This window comes from Treponema sp. OMZ 799 (assembly GCF_024181365.1).
Classification (GTDB): domain Bacteria; phylum Spirochaetota; class Spirochaetia; order Treponematales; family Treponemataceae; genus Treponema_B.
The window spans coordinates 826,455-845,006 of the sequence record NZ_CP051301.1 but is presented as its reverse complement, the minus strand read 5'-3'; the positions used below and the strand labels follow the sequence as shown (position 1 = coordinate 845,006).

The window sequence follows — 18,552 nt, the reverse complement described above, 5'->3', positions numbered from 1 at the left end:
TGAAATATGAATAAAAAAAGTACCCTAATTATTGTTATTATGTTATTGTTGTCTCTTGGAATCTATGCACAGCAGATTACCCGCTTTGCAGTTATAGACACCGGACTTATTTTCGATACTTTTAGACGGGATGCAAAGGCAGCAAGGGACTATCAGGAAAAAAAGGAAAAATTTGAAAATCAAAAAAAACTTCTTGAGGCTGAAATTGTACAGCTTAGGCAAAAAAAAGTTAATGCAGAAGCAGATGGAAAAGACTCTGAAGTAAAAAAATATGAAGAAAAAATAAAGAGCAAAATTACCTTATTGATGGAATATGTAAAGGCTTCCAATGACGAATTGAATATGCTCAGAAAAAATCTTATCAATGATGATATTTTTTACAGCAGCTTATATGAGGCAGTCCGAAGAGTAGCCGAATCTGAAGGCTACACAATGGTTTTAAGCTATGAGCATAATACAGGCATCATATGGTACAGCCCTACTGTCGATATTACCGACAAGGTTATCCAAGAATTAAGAAAACAAAGTGAATAAGCCTCAAACGCCCATGATGAGGCAATACCTCAGCATCAAGGCACAATACAAGGACGAAATACTTTTTTTTAGGCTCGGCGATTTTTATGAGATGTTTTTCGATGAGGCTGTTGAAGTAAGCCGGATCTTAAACCTGACTCTCACAAAAAGAGCCGATGTACCTATGTGCGGCATACCCTATCACGCCGCAAAAATATACATAGCCCGACTCCTGCGTGCAGGGAAAAAAATTGCAATATGCGAGCAAGTTACGGAGCCCGTAGCAGGAGGCTTGACCGAGCGCAAGGTTGTTGAAGTTATCACTCCCGGCACCGTTGCCGAAGACGACTTTTTGGAACAGGGAAGCAATAACTACCTTGCGGCCGTATATTGCTCAAACAAAAAAACGGAAGGAACCTGCGGTCTCGATTACTATGCAGGCCTTGCCTATATAGATGTTACCACAGGCAATTTTTTTGCTACTTCCTTCCCCAAAACAGACTTTAAAGAACAGTTTTTAAAAGAAATCGGAAGAATCAACCCCAAGGAAATTTTAATTCAGCAGTCACTTCAAAGCGAATTTCCCGGCTTAAAGCAAATTCTTTCGGAATTTCCCTCGATGATGCAAAACTTTTATCCCGATTGGAGCTTTAACCCCGATCAGGCCGAAAAAAGGCTTTGCGCAGCCTTCGGAACCGAAAACCTAAAGGGCTTTTTACTCGATATCGATTCGCCTGAAGTTCCGCCTGCCGGCCTCCTGCTTCAATATTTGGAAGAGATTTCAGGCAGGGATATTTCCCATATTTCGGGGATTAAAATCTATGCCGAAAGCGACTTTGTTTCCTTGGATGATTCCACAAGGAAAAATTTAGAACTTTTGACCAACTTAAGGGATAACAGCCCTGCATACAGCCTCTTTGAATCCGTAAATTACACAAAGACGGCCATGGGAACCCGCCTTTTAAGGAGGAGGATAAGCTATCCGCTCCGCTCAAAGAAGGAAATAGATAAGAGACTCGACAAGGTAAACAGTCTTTTCAAGGACGGAAAGGCTTCAGCGGTTATAAGGGAAACTCTTTCTTCAATACTCGATATTGAGCGTCTTTCGGGCCGCATTGCCATGAAAAAGACCCACGGGAAGGATCTTTTAGCCCTAAAACAAAGTCTTAATTCCGTAATAAGGATGGGCAGCCTCATAGAAGAAAAAAAGCTTAATTTTTTGCAGATTAACGATGAAGAAAAAAAGCTGCTTACCGAAATCTGCAACCTTTTGGAAAATTCGATAGATGATGAGTGCACAATAGCCTTAAATGACGGAAAACTTATAAAAAAAGGTTTTTCAAAAAAGGTAGACTCGATAAAAAACATAAAAGAAAATGCCCACGGGATTCTTGAAAAGTATTTGGACGATGAGCGGAAAAAAACCGGTATCAATAATCTAAAAATAAAATATAACAGAATGATGGGCTATTTTTTAGAAGTTTCTTTAGGCAATATATCGGCCGTTCCCGATTATTTTATCCGTCAGCGATCTCTTTCAAATGCAGACCGTTTTACCACCGAAACCTTACAACAAATTGAAGACAATATAAATAACTCGGAAGAAAGGCTTATCGATGCCGAAAAAGAAGTATTTGATGAGGTCTGTGCCGAAATAGGCTCTCATCACCGCTTTTTACAAAAACTTGCAGAAGAAGTTGCCGAGCTTGATGTGAACCAGTCCTTTGCACAGGCCGCAATTTTGCATGCTTGGACAAGACCCGAACTTTGCGATAATTCGGGTATCTTAAATATAACAAACGGCAGGCACCCTGTAGTCGAAAACCATCTTAGAGCCGGAGACTTTGTACCCAATTCCATTGAACTCCTGTCGGGAGAAGCTTCAAATCAAGAAGATAGAACAATTCCGTCCTTTGCGGTCATCACAGGGCCCAACATGGCGGGAAAAAGCACTTTTTTACGGCAGACAGCACTAATCTGCCTTTTAGCCCAGATTGGCTCCTTTGTTCCGGCCGAAAAGGCCGTTTTAAGCCCCGTAGATAAGATCTTTTGCAGAGTGGGAGCAACGGACAATCTTGCCCGAGGGGAATCGACCTTTTTGGTCGAGATGATAGAAACGGCCTACATCCTCAATTCGGCAACGCGGAACAGCCTTGTTATCATGGACGAGGTCGGCCGAGGAACTTCGATGGAGGACGGTCTTGCCATAGCTCAGGCCGTAAGCGAACACCTCCTTAATACCATAAAGGCAAAAACCCTCTTTGCAACCCACTACCACGAGCTTACCCGTTTGGAGCACGAAAAAATCATAAACCTAAAATTGGATGTGCTTGAAGCGGAAGGAAAGATAGTCTTTTTAAAAAAGGTCGTGCCCGGAGCTGCGGGAAACTCTTACGGCATCCATGTCGCAGGCCTTGCAGGCATCCCTCAAAGCGTCTTAACAAGGGCCGAAAACCTTCTATACATGCGAAGCCAATTCCAAAAAGAAAGAGCCGGTCAAGCAGCAAGCCCTTCCGGCATCACAGCCGTCGGCTCCGAAGAAAAAACTGCCTCAAGTCCGGTTTCAAAGGGCCTATCCCTCTTCCCGGAAGAAGAGCTTATCTTAAACGAAATCTTATCAACCAATCCCGATGAAACAGCCCCTATAAAAGCCCTCCAGCTAATCGCCTCATGGAAAAACAGGCTTTCGGGGAAATGACAAAGGACAAAGTACGAATGGCAAGTGACAAAGTGTGAATGACGAAGTTTGACATTCGGCATTTGAACTTTCCAACATTCGACATTCGTACTTCCAATCGTTCGACATTCGCATTTTCTTTTATTCGTACTTTCTAAAATTCTTTTTTCAAATTTTACTATTTATTCAACCTAGAGCCCTATAATTATATGAAGGCAGAGAAGAAGATAAAGCCTGTTAAGGAGTTTGTATGAACAATGAAAAAACTTTTTTAAATCCCAAAACTGATTGGGTATTTAAGCTGATGTTTTCTAAAGGCGAGGAAGGCAACAAGGCTCTTATAAGCTTTCTTAACGCTTTTTTGGAAGATTCTTACGGTAAGATCAAAAAAGCCGAAATCCTAAACACCGAACTGATTCGGGACAGACCGTCGGGTGAAACTTACCGCCTCGACTTTTTAATTAAAACCGACACAGGTCTTCTTGTAGACCTTGAAATGCAGCAGTTTTGGAAAACCAACTATCCCAGACGGAGTCAAATGTATCTTATGCGGTTAGCTTCACGTTTTTTAAAATCGGAGCCCAACGAAGACGATTTTTTGTATGCAATAAGCCTCTCTGTCTTTGGCTGCGATGTTCCTAAAAACGCAGAGCTTGTAAAGATGCCTGAGGGTTCTGTAATCCAATATCTTTATGTTGAATTAAACGAGCTAATAGTTTATACTATGAAAAAGAGACTTGAAGAGTATAATCTAAAAGATTTTTGGATAAGGTTTTTGGCCAACTATGAAGAAGATAAAAAAAGCGGAATGTTGGAAGAATTGTGCAGATTGGAGGAGGGTATAAGAATGGCAGAAGCGACACTCTTTAGGGTAACGGATGAAGAGAGGCGAATGGCAATAGAACTCTCTAACGAAAAATACGAGATGTATGTCGAATGTGAAAGGAATGAAGCTAGAAGACTGGGATTAGAGGAAGGCCGTGCCGCAGGTTTAGAAGAAGGTTTAGTCGAGGGCCGAGCTGAGGGAGTAAAGCAAACCGCCAGAATGTTAAAACAGTTAGGAGATTCAATCCCCAAAATAATCCAAGTTACAGGACTGAGTAAAGAGGAGATAGAACAACTCTAATCAATTAGGGGAGGACAACCCCTTTTTCGGAGAAAGGTGTTTTCCTCCCCTACACCCCTCCTTTCGCCAAAATTCCGCTTAGGGGCAAAGCCCTAAGAACCCGGTTGGTTACAAAGTTTTTGGGTTACTCTTTAGTTGAGGTAGGAAACAGAGGATTTGGGTAGAGTTAAGGGCTCTATATAATTCGCAGAATTTCGGCTCTCATTTACAAGAAGCCGGCTCAAAACCTTAAGTTATGACGAAAAATATCCTTATGCAGGCGGAGATGAGCACTATGCCGTTTATTTTGAAGACCCGGATAGAATAAAATTAGGAGTAGTTGCATCGGAGTAAAATATGAAAGCTCAAAAATTAAAAAAAACGCATTTACACAGTTTTTTGGACAGGGCCAGCCGAACAGGCCTATCAATATCCTCCCTCCAAAACGAAATGTAAGCAGGGGTCATTTTGATTTTTAATATCTTCAATCGTATCAATAATAAAAATATCAGGCGATACACCCTTATTGTTAATTGCCATGCCGTTATACATTGTTTTTTGCAATGATATGGAAAATGAAAAATTATTTGTAAGATTAAATATGCCGATATTTCCTGTAGCACCCTTAGTATGTGTACCGATTAATCTTATATTTAGTTCTTTACAAAAACATGCAAAGTCATCACAAGCCGAGCCGCTTTTGTAAGATGTAAAAACCGTTATATTTTTATTCTCGATTTTACACTTATTTGCAGCAAAGACAAGTTTTTTCTCTAATTCTTCCATTTCATTATTTTTCATAAAAAAGTCATCTATTTGTTGTAATATTTCATCTTCTTTTACCGGCATTAACAATTGATGAGTTTTCATTACCCTGCCGTCTTTAATAAATGGACTTAATTTTTTAAGTGTATCATGATTTACCGCTTTTAAATTTTTATCTTTTATTGCAGCTAAGGTAATCAGAAAAGGCGTTAATTGACGCTGAAAATTTTTAATATCGATGGAAGATATTTCAGTATCGGTTTTTCCTGTCAGTATTTTTATAATTGCAAATCCGATACTTGAATTACCGCCGCTATTTTTTCGAATATCTAAAATAAGATGAGCGGAATTTTCTATCAAAGGAATAATTTTTTCAATGAATTCGTCTATAATATGATAATCCAAAAAATTATGTATTTGTATCAAACTATATTTTTCTTTAATATTATAAATCGAAAAATTATGGCTTGAATATATCTTATTCAGTTTATCATAATAATCAGGGATTTTATTAAATTTTATATTGCCGATTTTCTCACTCGGAATCGAATATTTTAGTTCCAAATTAACTTCATTTTTATCAACCACAAATGTAAATTTTATTTTTTTATTTTGTGAAGAATATAAAAGACGTTTTATCATACTATTTTCAAAAGCATGAGGAGTTTTTACAGGAATATATTTTGCAATATTATTTAATAAATATTTTTTTACATCTTCATCATTAATTTTTATAAGTTCGGAACCTAAGGGTATTTCTATATTGTTTTCTTTATATGAAAGATAGTATTTCCCGTCAGCATAGTCCGCTCCGGCAGGTAAAAAATAAAAGGGTGAGTTTGACCCTTTTTCATAGAAAACGGCAGAATGTCCGTCATTAATTACCGCTAATAACTCTTCAAAGTATGTATAAATTTTATATTTATCGCTTTCATACATAATTTTATTTGAAAGCTCAAAATATTTTTCATTAAGATTATTTAAAATACCATCATTTAAAAAAGGAGAATACTCTTTAATATATGAATATAATTCTGCTAAACTTATAATGTGGTTTTTATTTTGTTCCGGTCTTAAATTTCTATTAGGGACCTTAGTATCGGAACAGCCAAAATACATTACAGTAAAACAAAGTATAAATACTATTTTTTTATAATACCGTTTCATAGTTGTTATTTTAGCATGAGTTAAATAGATTGTAAACATACAAAGTTTGAAACAGCCTGTTATAAATTGTAAGAGAATTGAAAAAAAGCAATTTGCAAATGGACATTCGATTGTCCGTTTTATCGGAATTTTAACTTAAAAGCTCTTGCATTATTTCCTGTAGAATGCTATTATATGACTGAAGAAAAATGCCATTTTTGTCATTTTTCTTCAGTGAGGCGGATATGAAGCAAATTAAGCGGAATACTTATTTAGAACAACTGATAAGAAAAAGAGAAAACGGTTTAATCAAGGTGGTAACGGGAATTAGACGGTGCGGAAAATCTTACCTTTTAGACCCGATTTTCAAAAATTATTTACTAAAAACAGGCGTGCCCAAAGATCACATTATCAAAATTGAGCTGGATAAAATTACAAACAAAAAATTTCACCGCAACCCTCTGGCTTTTGACGAATATATCCGTTCATTTTTAAAGGATAAAAAAAATTATTATCTTATTCTCGATGAAATTCAGCTGGTAGAAGAATTTGAATTGGTATTGACAGGCCTCCTTTATGAAAAGAATGTCGATATATATGTAACGGGGAGCAATTCCAAATTTCTTTCATCGGATGTTATGACGGAACTGCGGGGCAGGGGCGATCAAATCCATATAAACCCCTTATCGTTTCGTGAATTTTATGCAGCAACGGGCGGTGATAAATATGAGGGTTTTGCAGAATATTTGCACTATGGCGGTATGCCTTTAAATCTTTCAATGAGCACCGACAGGGAAAAATCAGAATATTTAAAACAACTATTCGATTATACTTATATAAAAGATATTGTTGAACGGAATAAAATTAAACGGGCTGATATTCTTGATTCAATTATACATATTTTAGCATCATCTGTCGGCTCATTAACAAATCCTCAAAAAATCCATGATACTTTTAAGAGTAAAGGTGAAAAAGAATTATCGCTAAATACGGTAAATTCGTATTTGGATGCCGTTGAAGATGCTTTTATTGTAAAAAAAGTTCTCCGCTATGATGTTAAGGGAAGAAAATATATCAATACACCGCAAAAATATTATTTTGCAGACTTAGGCTTACGTAACGCAAAATTAAATTTTCGTCAGCAAGAAGAAAATCATTTGATGGAAAATGTCCTTTATAACGAGCTGATTATTAGAGGTTACAATGTAGATATCGGTGTTGTTGAAATTCGCCAAAACAATAAACGTCTTCAAACCGAAGTTGACTTTGTATGTAATGCAGGAAATGAGCGATATTATATTCAATCGGCCCTAAATATCGCAACACCGGAAAAGACCGAACAGGAATCCCGCCCGCTTATGCATATTGCCGACAACTTCAAAAAAATAATTGTCGTAAAAGATGTCATAAAACCGTGGCGGACAGAAAACGGTATATCGGTTGTCGGCCTGCTGGATTTTCTACTTAATGAAAACATCTTAACAACATTGTAATAAATTATGCATTATTTAGGTTATGCCGGCCTCGAAACAGAGCTTACAGTGGAATAATTTGAGAATTTTACAAATTTAATAAAATTTCATTTAATCAAAAAAAAACTCTTGACAGTTTTCTAAGGCGGAGATTATACTAATGATAGTAGTTTTTCTACAAAAAATAAAAAAAATACTTGACAAAATGGGGGGGGGGGGGGGTAGAATAATATTAAGAAAATTTCATGGGAGTAGTTTATGTGTAAAGAAAATTATTATGCAAAAAGTTTAAATTCGCAAAAGTTGTTCCAAGTCTATGAAACGGCGATTCCTCGTGTAAAGCAATATTTAGATGAGGAAATCAATTTTATCAAAAAACAGTTGACAGGCAATGAATCCGTCCTTGAAATCGGCTGCGGATATGGGCGTATCTTAAAAGAACTCTATCCCTATGCAAAGGCTGTAACGGGAATAGATATTTCGGAAGATTCAATTAAATTTGCAAAAGAATTTTTAAAAGACGGTTCGAATATTTATCTTGAAACAATGGATGCCTATAAAATGAATTTTAAAGAAGAATTCGATATGGTTCTTTGTTTACAAAACGGGCTTTCGGCAATCAAGGGAGAACCTGAAGAGCTTATACAAAAATGTATAAAAGCCTTAAAAAAGAATGGGAGAGCTTATTTTAGTACTTATAGCTCCAAATTTTGGAATATCCGTTTAGACTGGTTTAAAGAGCAAGCCGATAAAAAACTTTTGGGAGAAATAGATGAAGAAAAAACAAAGGACGGTATCATTATCTGCAAAGACGGATTTAAGGCCCGAACCTTCACCGAAAAAGATTTTGACGATTTAGGTAAAAAATCCGGCCTTGAATATGAGATTAAAGAAATAGATGAGTCAAGTCTATTTTTAATCATAAAAACTTGAGGAGACACGATAAACAGTTCGGCAGCAATACAGCCTCACTGTTTATCTGTCGAGTTTTGTGCAAAGCACAAAACATCGCATTATTGTATGCAGTTTGTAAACAAACTGCGTGAAAAAACTTTTTTCGGAAGCTAATGCTTCCTGCAAAAGTTTTATAGGAGGTTCACGATGAGTGACGAAAAACTGAACGAGAACAAGGCTGTTCTCGAAGGAAAGACGGATCCGAAGACTATAATCCGCTTTGTAGTTTATAGTTTGATCGGAATTTTTATGTTTTTTATCCCGATTGCAATCGGAGGAAAAAAGACTATTCCCTTGGATCACATTGTGGGATTGATTCAAAAGATTCCCTATTATGCAGCATACTGGGGCCTCTTGCTTTGCTGTGTGGGCGTAGTTTTTCCCTTTGTAACCGGCTCATGGAAAAAGACCAAGGTAAAGACGGTATTTTCAATTATCAATATTCTTGCAATTCCCTTTGCAATTATGACTGTATTCAATGTAGGCCCCGAAGCTCTTTTAGCAAAAGGAATGCTTCCATTTATCTACGGTAAAATAGTTGTTCCTGTTACAACCATCGTTCCTATAGGCTCGGTCTTTTTGGCATTTATTGTCGGTTATGGTTTAATGGAATTTGTCGGGGTCTTTATGCGCCCCGTAATGAAGCCTGTCTGGAAAACTCCGGGAAGAAGTGCCATTGATGCAGTAGCTTCTTTTGTAGGAAGCTATTCGATAGCCTTACTCATCACAAACCGCGTGTACAAAGAAGGCAAGTACACCAATAAGGAAGCTGCAATAATCGCAACGGGTTTTTCTACCGTATCCGCAACCTTTATGATAATCGTAGCAAAAACTCTCGGCTTTATGGAATATTGGAACTTCTATTTTTGGACAACGGTTATAGTTACCTTTATAGTAACGGCAATTACGGCAAGAATATATCCTCTATCCAAAAAAGCCGATTCCTATTATGAAGACAGAAAAGGCGACATTGAAACCGATGTAAAGGGAAATAAATTTAAGATCGCCTTAGGAGAGGCTGTAAAGGTTTGCAACTCCGCACCTTCCCTTCTTCAAAATGTAAAAATAAATTTGCTTGACGGTATAAAACTTGCAATAGGCCTTGCCCCTTCCCTTATGGCAATCGGAAGTTTAGGCCTGATTATTGCAAAGTATACCCCTGTCTTTGACATAATCGGGTATATCTTCGTGCCGTTTACATGGCTGATCCAACTGCCTGAACCCGTTCTTGCAGCAAAGGCTCTTGCCACAAGCATTGCAGAAATGTTCTTGCCTGCTCCATTAGTTGCAAGTGCTTCGGCAGGTACAAGACTGGTCGTCGCCGTCGCTTGCGTTTCGGAAATCTTATTTTTCTCGGCCTCAATCCCCTGTATGATGAGCACGGAAATCCCATTAAAGATAAAGGATTATCTTATCATCTGGGTTGAAAGGGTTATCCTTTCGATTCTGCTGACGGCCCCCTTTGTGTATATCTTTACGTATTTAATAGCAAAGTAAGCGGCTCTCCTTGTTCTTTAAGCTTAAAACCAATATAATTTTTATAAGTTCTAAGCTCTTTAAAATTTAAACTTATTATGATATAATTCTTCTTAACATAATATTTATTAAAAGGAGAAAAGTTATGATAGTTGTAAACACAGATTTTATTTCGGGAAAAAATATAGAAACCATTGCTTTGGTTTTCGGCAGTACCGTCCAATCCAAAAATATGTTTAAAGACTTCGGAGCAGGCTTAAAAAACCTCGTCGGTGGTGAGCTGGGCTCCTATACTAAGATGATGGATGAAGCAAGAGGAATCGCTATTGAACACATGATAAAAAAGGCAGAACAAATGAATGCAGATGCAGTTATCAACCTACGCTTTTCAACATCTGCCGTAATGCAGGGTGCTGCAGAAGTTACGGCCTACGGAACTGCAGTAAAATTCGTATAAAATAACTACAATATTTATTTTTAAGGAGATAAGAATTATGATTACAAACAAAGAAATCGCATCTGCGATGACCATTAAACTTGACGCAACACTTCCTCCCGATCCTGTTTTTGAAAAGGGAATCAGGCGTGCACCAAGCCGGGGTTTTAACTTGACAAAGTCTCAAACAGAAATAGCCTTAAAAAATGCCCTACGCTATGTACCGGAAGAACTTCATGAAAAGCTCGCTCCCGAATTTTTGGATGAGCTTTTTACCTACGGCCGAATTTATGCCTACCGCTATAGGCCTCACGGAAACATTTACGGAAAACCCATAGATGAGTACAAGGGCAAATGTCTTGCAGCAAAGGCTATGCAGGTTATGATAGACAACAACCTTGACTTCGATGTCGCCCTCTACCCATACGAGCTTGTAACCTACGGTGAAACGGGCTCGGTCTGCCATGACTGGCTCCAGTACCGGCTCATCAAAAAATACTTGGAAGAATTAACTGAAGATCAAACCCTAGTTATGGAATCGGGGCACCCCTTAGGCCTCTTCCCCTCAAAGCCTGAAGCCCCTCGGGTTATAATTACAAACGGCCTTATGATAGGCATGTTCGATAATTATAAGGACTGGGAAATTGCAGAAGAAATGGGAGTTGCCAACTACGGCCAGATGACAGCCGGCGGCTGGATGTATATCGGTCCTCAGGGTATCGTTCACGGAACATTTAATACAATCCTCACAGCCGGCCGCAAGGAACTCGGAGTTGCAAGCGACGGCGACTTAAAGGGAAAACTCTTTATTTCTTCCGGCTTGGGCGGAATGTCCGGAGCCCAGCCCAAGGCTTGCGAAATAGCAAATGCCGTCGGTGTTTTTGCCGAGGTCGATAAATCGAGAATCAACACCCGTCTTGAACAAGGTTGGGTTCACGAAATGTCCGATAACCTTGATGAAATCTTTAAAAAGGTTGACGAGTACCTAAAAAAGAAGGAGCCCATCTCAATAGCCTATCACGGCAACATTGTAGACCTTCTTCAATACTGTGTAGACAAAAATGTTCACATCGACCTCCTTTCGGATCAGACCTCCTGTCACGCACCCTATGAGGGCGGCTACTGTCCCGAAAAGATGACCTTTGAAGAAAGAACAAAGCTCCTCTACGAAAACCGCGAAGAATTCTGCAAGAGGGTAGATTCTACATTAAAGCACCACTTTGAGCTTATCAAGATTCTTTCTTCAAGAGGAACCTACTTCTTCGACTACGGAAACTCCTTCCTAAAAGCCGTATTTGATGCAGGAGCAAAGGATGTTTCCAAAAACGGAATTGACGAAAAAGACGGATTTATCTTCCCCTCATATGTAGAAGACCTTATGGGACCCGAACTCTTCGATTACGGTTACGGCCCCTTCCGCTGGGTATGTTTGTCCGGAAAACCTGAAGACTTGGATAAGACCGACGCTGCCGCAATGAGCTGCATCAATCCCGACCGCCGAGGTCAGGACAGAGACAACTACTACTGGGTACGCGATGCCAAAAAGAACAAGCTCGTTGTAGGAACTCAAGCCCGAATTCTTTATCAGGATGCCGAGGGAAGAAGAGACATAGCCTTAAAGTTTAACGAGATGGTTCGCAAGGGCGAAATAGGACCGGTTATGATGGGACGCGACCACCACGATGTAAGCGGTACGGACTCTCCCTTTAGGGAAACCTCCAATATCAAGGACGGAAGTAACGTAATGGCAGACATGGCCGTACAGTGCTATGCCGGAAACGCAGCCCGAGGAATGAGCCTTGTAGCCCTTCACAACGGCGGAGGTGTAGGTATCGGAAAATCCATTAACGGCGGCTTCGGCCTCGTACTTGACGGAAGCGAAAGAGTTGACGAGATTATCAAGTCCGCAATTATGTGGGACGTAATGGGAGGCGTCGCCCGCCGAAACTGGGCCCGCAACGAAAACTCCATCACCACCAGTATCGAATACAACAAAAATTATTCTAACGGCCACATCACGATTCCCTACGTTGCTAAGAATGAGTTCATAAAAAAACTGGTCGAGCAAAAATATAAAAAATAAAAACGGCTGTTATAAAAACGCAGGACTTTTTAATAAGCCCTGCGTTTTTTTTGCCGAAACTTATATCGTATACTTACTATTAGGAGGGCTTATGATTTGGGATAAGGTTGCGGGCATTTATGATATTTTTGCAAATCTTTATAACAGCAAAGTTCATGAGGTTCTTTGTAAAAAGATAAATTCTATGATTACAAACCAAGACATTGTTTTGGAATGTGCTTGCGGAACAGGCATGCTTAGCCTTGGTGTCGCTTCAAGATGCAAAAAACTCATAGCAACAGACATATCAAAGAACATGCTAAAAAAGGCAAGAAAAAAGTGTAAGGCCTATACAAATGCCGAATTTTGTGAAGCCGATATCCTTCACCTTAATTATCCCGATAAAAATTTTACCAAGGTTATAGCCGCAAATGTTATTCACCTCTTGGATGATCCGTACAAAGCCTTAAAAGAGCTGGAAAGGGTCTGTTCTGTAAAGGGGAAAATAATCATCCCTACATATATGAACACCAAAACTTCTAATAAGAAAAGAGGCCTTGCAAATCTTCTTGGAAAAAAAGGAAGCATATTTAAAATAGAATTCACATACGATTCCTACCGTCGGTTTTTTTTCGATGCCGGGTATAAAAATACAGAATACAGTTTGATTGAAGGCAGGGTTCCTTGTGCAGTTGCCGTCATCACAAAGGAATAAAGGCAGCTGCACCGGCAAAAGTTTCTAAACCTTAAACTGCTTCATTTCTTTTGCAAGATTGTTTATGCTGTCTTGGTGGGTTTGACTCATAGAATCTATTTCGGTAATAGCCTTATTTATCTCTTCAGCATCTACAGACATATCATTCATTCCGGTCGTAATAACTTCGCTTATCTTTGATATGTTCTGCATTTCTTTCGATACAGTATTGCTGCTCATAAGCATTTCGCTTGAGCTTTCTTTAACAGATGCAGTTACCTCAATAAAATCCGAAATAGCCTTCAATACTTCCTCGCCTCTTGCTATTTCTTCTCTCATTGCCTGCATTATCATATTTTCTTGCTCTTTTACAGCCTCCGTAAGCCTAAAGTTTTCCATAAAAAGTTCTTCGGATTTTATGCTGTCGGATGCAATCTTATCTATCTTTAATTTAAGATTTTGCAAAACGGTTGTTATCGTTTTTCCTTGAACACTGGATTCTTCAGACAACTTTCTTATTTCATCTGCAACAACAGCAAAGCCCTTTCCGGCTTCTCCTGCATGAGCTGCTTCAATGGCGGCATTCATGGCAAGAAGATTCGTCTGGCTTGCAATATGCTGAATAATCTTTCCGGCATTTAAAAGACCTTCGGATTCTTCGCTCATTTCGGCTGTAAGCTTTGCAGACTCTATCGAAGATTGTTTTACATAGACGGAAGCTTCTTCAAGCCGTGTAATTAAATCTCTATTCTTTTCTAAAATATCCCCGACACTTCGAATATCCAGTATAAGCTGTTCCATTGCCGAAGACGAAACGGTCATACTTGCAGCCTGATTTTCAATATGAGAATCCAATTTTTCGATATTTTGAAGCAGAACATTTATTGAAGAACCTGTCTCATCAATACTTGAAAACTGTTTTGAAATTCTTTCTTTTATTTCGTCAATGTTGGAAGTTATTTGATTTACGGAACCGGCCGTCTGAGCTATGCTTCCTACAAGCTCTTCGCTAAAATTCCGCATTATATCGGTATTTTTTGATGCCGTTTTAATGGAAGCTCCTATCTTTGACATAGTCTTGTTAAAATAGGCGGATAATTTTGCAGTTTCGTCCCTACCCTTTATAGGAAGCCTGACAGTTAAATCACCCTCACCTTCCGAAATATCTTTTAACACATAAAGAACCTTTTTTATCGGGTCAGTAATTTTAAGAACAATTACTACAAAAACTATGAGAAATATCGACAGCACAACCAGGCTTATACTGAGGATTGAGTTTATGACCGAGTAATATTCCGCATAAACCTCATCTTCCTGAATAAGTCCTACAATCCGCCAATCAAGCCCCTCTATAACCTTTGTATAAGTAAGCCAATATTTGCCTTCCATAAATATTTTTACATTTACTGAATCTTTAAGCTTTACAAAATCTGGAACTGGCACATCAGAAATATTTTTAAAGTTAAAATCCTTATGTTTAGGATCAGCCAGTATTGTACCGTCCCCTTGAATAAGCATAAAATACCCGTTTGTCCCAAGCTTGGACTTGGAAATCATATCGGTCAAAGTGGTAAGCGTAACTTCAATACCTACATTGCCTAAAAATTCATTTTCTTGCGAAAAAACACTTTTGTAAAGACCGATAACTGTATCGCCGACTGTAGATTCAAAAGCTTCGGCTATTACAGTCTCTCCATTCGCAGCAGCTGCATCTTCATACCACTTTCGTTTACGGGGATCAAAAAAAGCAGGCATTTCTCCGTCATAACTGGTAACCGAACCGCCCCATTTTGTTCCCATATAAACTTCAACATATTCAGGAAAACTTGAAAATAAATTTTTAAACACATCTACTATGTTTTTTTCGGTTTCACTTCGCTTTATATTTTTCAAGCTTGTTTTAGTTTCCGACAAGGCAAAAGAATTTATTGAACTGTCAGCAGACCTGACATCTTTATTTTGTGAAATGGATAATAGAACAGATTTTGCATTATCGAAAAAGATTGTAAACGAATTCGATATATATTCCAAATCCCGAGGAACAACCCTGTCTACCCTCCTTAAATTTTCAGTCTTAATATTCTTTCCGATAATGTATACTGTTAAGCTTGTAAAGACTAAAATAGTAAATATAAAAAACAGTATTACTTTATACCTGATCGAAAACATCTTTTCTTTTTTTTGTGTATTATTGGTGCTCATCATCATAGTTCTCCTATATTCCAAATCATTTTCTAGAATTTGAATTTTTTAATTGCTTCCGCAAGATCATTTATATTGTCTTGGTGGGTTTGACTCATAGAATCTATTTCGGTAATAGCCTTATTTATCTCTTCAGCATCTACAGACATATCATTCATTCCGGTCGTAATAACTTCGCTTATCTTTGATATGTTCTGCATTTCTTTCGATACAGTATTGCTGCTCATAAGCATTTCGCTTGAGCTTTCTTTAACAGATGCAGTTACCTCAATAAAATCCGAAATAGCCTTCAATACTTCCTCGCCTCTTGCTATTTCTTCTCTCATTGCCTGCATTATCATATTTTCTTGCTCTTTTACAGCCTCCGTAAGCCTAAAGTTTTCCATAAAAAGTTCTTCGGATTTTATGCTGTCGGATGCAATCTTATCTATCTTTAATTTAAGATTTTGCAAAACGGTTGTTATCGTTTTTCCTTGAACACTGGATTCTTCAGACAACTTTCTTATTTCATCTGCAACAACAGCAAAGCCCTTTCCGGCTTCTCCTGCATGAGCTGCTTCAATGGCGGCATTCATGGCAAGAAGATTCGTCTGGCTTGCTATGTGTTGAATAATCTTTCCCGCATTTAAAAGACCTTCAGATTCTTCGCTCATTTCGGCTGTAAGTTTTGCAGATTCTATCGAAGAATGTTTTACATAACCTGAAGCCTCTTCAAGCTTAGTTATAAGGCCCTTATTTTTTTCCAGAATATCCCCCACACTCTTGATATCCATTATTAACTGCTCCATTGCTGCAGAAGAAACAGCCATACTTGCAGATTGAGCTTCTATGTGCCCATCCAGCTTGGATATATTTTGAAGAAGAACTTTAAGAGAGGCTGCAGTTTCGTCAATACTTAAAAACTGGTTTGATACTTTTTCTTTTACTCCTTCAATATTTGAAGTTATTTGATTTATTGAGCCGGCAGTCTGAGTTATATTACCTGCCAAATTTTGGCTTATTCTACGCATTGATTCGGCATTAAGCGAAGCAGTTTTTATTGATGAGCCTATTTTGGTAATGGTTTTGTTAAAGTACTCCGATAACTTAGAAGTTTCATCTCTTCCCCTTACCGGAAGTCTAACAGTAAGATCTCCCTCTCCTTCAGAAATATCCTTTAAAACATTTAAAACCTTCTTTATAGGATCAGTAATTCGAAGAATTATTATGGCCGATATAAATATAAAAATAAACAAAATAATTAAACTCAGGGTAAAAATATATCTTATAAGAGAATAATATTCAGCAAAAACCTCATCCTCTTCCACAAGACCTACAATTGTCCATCCAAGACCTTCAATTGTGTGTGTTTTTGAAAGCCAATATTTTCCGTCAAAAAAGATTTTTTCCGGTTTCTCAGATTGGAGTTTGGCAAAATCAGGAACACCGACCTCAGAAATATTTTTAAAATTAAAATCCACATGCCTTGGATCGGCCAAAATAGTACCGTCTCCCTGAACAAGCATAAAATATCCTGTATTACCGAGTTTTGATTTTACAAGAATATCCGTTAGAGTGTTAAGGGTAACTTCAATGCTGACATTGCCTAAAAATTCGCTGTTTTCCGAATAGACACTCTTAGAAAGACCTACGACCGTATCCCCAACCGTAGACAAAAAGGCATTTGTTATTATCGTTTCACCCTTTCCCTCAGAAGCCTTTTGATACCACATCCGCTTGCGGGGGTCGTAGCCGGCCGGCATTTCTCCATCAAAACTTGTAGCATATCCTCCCCATTTTGTTCCCATATAAACTTCAACATATTCAGGAAAGTTGGAAAAAATATTTTTAAACCTTTTGACAAGCTGCTTTTCGGTTTCACTTTTGATAGTATCGGAAGCTTTTACCTTTTTCGTTGACGAGATATAAGAATAAATTGAATCATCAGCATTTCTAACGGCCTCATCTTCAGCCAAACTATTTAAAACAGCCTTTGAATTATTAAAAAAAAGTTGAAAAGAATTCGATATATAGGAAAGATCTCTAGGCACAATCCTATTAAACCGCTTAATACTGTTCCGATTAAGGGTAGTACCTATAAAACCTACAGTTACTACGCTAAAAACCACAATAATAACAACTAAAATTAAAATTATCTTCCATCTTATGGAAAACATTTTTTCTTTTTGTTTGGTTCCTAGAACCTTTCCTTTCATATAATTCTCCTTCAGAATATAATCTATAATAATTTATCTATATATTATAAATGAAATACACTGTTTACCAAAACAAAAAAACAAGTATCTTGTTACAGATAGTACATATATTTTTTTAAATGCCTCTACTTGACTTTATAGTTGTTTTTTGCTTTACTGTAGGGTACATGAAAAAAAATATAAGTATTATTTTATTTATTCTTATAGGTTCGCTTTGTTTTTCTCAAAATATAACTACCGCGGGCGATTTGTTTGCTTCAGTTTCCGATAGGTATGCTCAAATACAGGATTATATTGTAGATATGAGCATAAGTTCAGGAAATTCAACACAACAGGCTACGGCCATGTTTAAGAGACCCGATAAGCTGCGCTTGGATTTTAGGGTTCCTGAAGAGCAATGCATAGTTTTTAACGGAAACACTCTTTCAATTTACCTGCCCCAATACAGAACCATTTTGACTCAGGATGTCGAACAAAGCAATGCCGGAGGTTCTTCACTGGCAACCCCTCAAGGCCTTTCCCTTATGAAAAGAGGTTACACAATTCAATACGATGCGACATCGGCTCCGCAGCCCTTGGAAGAAGGCTCCTCTGAAAACGTTATAATATTATTGATGAATAGAAAATCTGCAACCGAGACCTTCAAAACTCTTCGCGTTATGATTTATCCTGACGGTAAATTAATACGCCGAATTGAGGCAATACCTGTTTCAGGCGGTAAAATTACATTCGATTTTTATAATTACAGAATAAACGCAGGAGTAGGCAGCAGAAACTTTGTTTTTGATGCTCCTTCTACAGCAAAATCCTTTAATGATTTTCTTTTTGTCGATTAATTTGGTATGGGAGATAAAT

13 protein-coding genes are annotated in these 18,552 nt (G+C 37.9%); 10 read left to right on the top strand and 3 right to left on the bottom strand.

The features are described 5' to 3' along the window. Positions 1-6: 6 nt before the first annotated feature. From E4O04_RS03800 to E4O04_RS03790, 3 genes are all read left to right on the top strand, one after another. On the top strand, positions 7-534 hold the full coding sequence (locus E4O04_RS03800; RefSeq protein ID WP_253710018.1) for an OmpH/Skp family outer membrane protein: 528 nt from the start codon (positions 7-9) through the stop codon (positions 532-534). 13 nt (positions 535-547) lie between these two features. Continuing rightward, complete coding sequence (gene mutS / locus E4O04_RS03795) at positions 548-3,211, top strand: DNA mismatch repair protein MutS (RefSeq protein WP_253710803.1); 2,664 nt, start codon at positions 548-550, stop codon at positions 3,209-3,211. A 229-nt stretch (positions 3,212-3,440) separates the two neighbouring features. Then, on the top strand, positions 3,441-4,316 hold the full coding sequence (locus E4O04_RS03790; protein ID WP_253685361.1) for a PD-(D/E)XK nuclease family transposase: 876 nt from the start codon (positions 3,441-3,443) through the stop codon (positions 4,314-4,316). Positions 4,317-4,721: 405 nt separating this feature from the next. Here the strand turns inward: E4O04_RS03790 and E4O04_RS03785 are convergent, their stop codons facing one another. After that, positions 4,722-6,179, bottom strand: a complete 1,458-nt coding sequence (locus E4O04_RS03785; RefSeq protein WP_371922278.1) for a S41 family peptidase — start codon at positions 6,177-6,179, stop codon at positions 4,722-4,724. A gap of 272 nt (positions 6,180-6,451) precedes the next feature. Between E4O04_RS03785 and E4O04_RS03780 the strand changes: the two genes are divergently transcribed. The 6 genes from E4O04_RS03780 (at position 6,452) to E4O04_RS03755 (ending at position 13,321) form a co-directional block, all read left to right on the top strand. Further along, positions 6,452-7,699: an ATP-binding protein gene (locus E4O04_RS03780; protein WP_253710014.1), complete on the top strand. Its 1,248-nt coding sequence runs from the start codon at positions 6,452-6,454 to the stop codon at positions 7,697-7,699. Between the two features lie 237 nt (positions 7,700-7,936). After that, positions 7,937-8,611, top strand: coding sequence for a class I SAM-dependent methyltransferase (locus E4O04_RS03775; protein ID WP_253710012.1), 675 nt, complete (start codon positions 7,937-7,939; stop codon positions 8,609-8,611). A 168-nt stretch (positions 8,612-8,779) separates the two neighbouring features. Next, complete coding sequence (locus E4O04_RS03770) at positions 8,780-10,129, top strand: YjiH family protein (protein WP_253710011.1); 1,350 nt, start codon at positions 8,780-8,782, stop codon at positions 10,127-10,129. A gap of 124 nt (positions 10,130-10,253) precedes the next feature. Further along, positions 10,254-10,565 carry a YbjQ family protein gene (locus E4O04_RS03765; RefSeq protein ID WP_253685371.1) on the top strand — a complete coding sequence of 104 codons (312 nt, stop codon included), beginning with the start codon at positions 10,254-10,256 and terminating at the stop codon, positions 10,563-10,565. Positions 10,566-10,602: 37 nt separating this feature from the next. Next, positions 10,603-12,627 carry a urocanate hydratase gene (locus E4O04_RS03760; RefSeq protein ID WP_253710008.1) on the top strand — a complete coding sequence of 675 codons (2,025 nt, stop codon included), beginning with the start codon at positions 10,603-10,605 and terminating at the stop codon, positions 12,625-12,627. Between the two features lie 91 nt (positions 12,628-12,718). Further along, entirely contained in the window at positions 12,719-13,321 is a 603-nt protein-coding gene (locus tag E4O04_RS03755) for a class I SAM-dependent methyltransferase (protein ID WP_253709996.1), read from the top strand. A 24-nt stretch (positions 13,322-13,345) separates the two neighbouring features. On the opposite strand, the gene E4O04_RS03750 is transcribed toward E4O04_RS03755, so the two are convergent. Together E4O04_RS03750 and E4O04_RS03745 are read right to left on the bottom strand one after the other, a co-directional pair. Beyond that, positions 13,346-15,508: a methyl-accepting chemotaxis protein gene (locus E4O04_RS03750; RefSeq protein ID WP_253709994.1), complete on the bottom strand. Its 2,163-nt coding sequence runs from the start codon at positions 15,506-15,508 to the stop codon at positions 13,346-13,348. A 26-nt stretch (positions 15,509-15,534) separates the two neighbouring features. Next, positions 15,535-17,697: a methyl-accepting chemotaxis protein gene (locus E4O04_RS03745; RefSeq protein ID WP_253709991.1), complete on the bottom strand. Its 2,163-nt coding sequence runs from the start codon at positions 17,695-17,697 to the stop codon at positions 15,535-15,537. Between the two features lie 167 nt (positions 17,698-17,864). Between E4O04_RS03745 and E4O04_RS03740 the strand changes: the two genes are divergently transcribed. Then, positions 17,865-18,533 carry a LolA family protein gene (locus tag E4O04_RS03740; protein ID WP_253685381.1) on the top strand — a complete coding sequence of 223 codons (669 nt, stop codon included), beginning with the start codon at positions 17,865-17,867 and terminating at the stop codon, positions 18,531-18,533. Positions 18,534-18,552 lie beyond the last annotated feature (19 nt).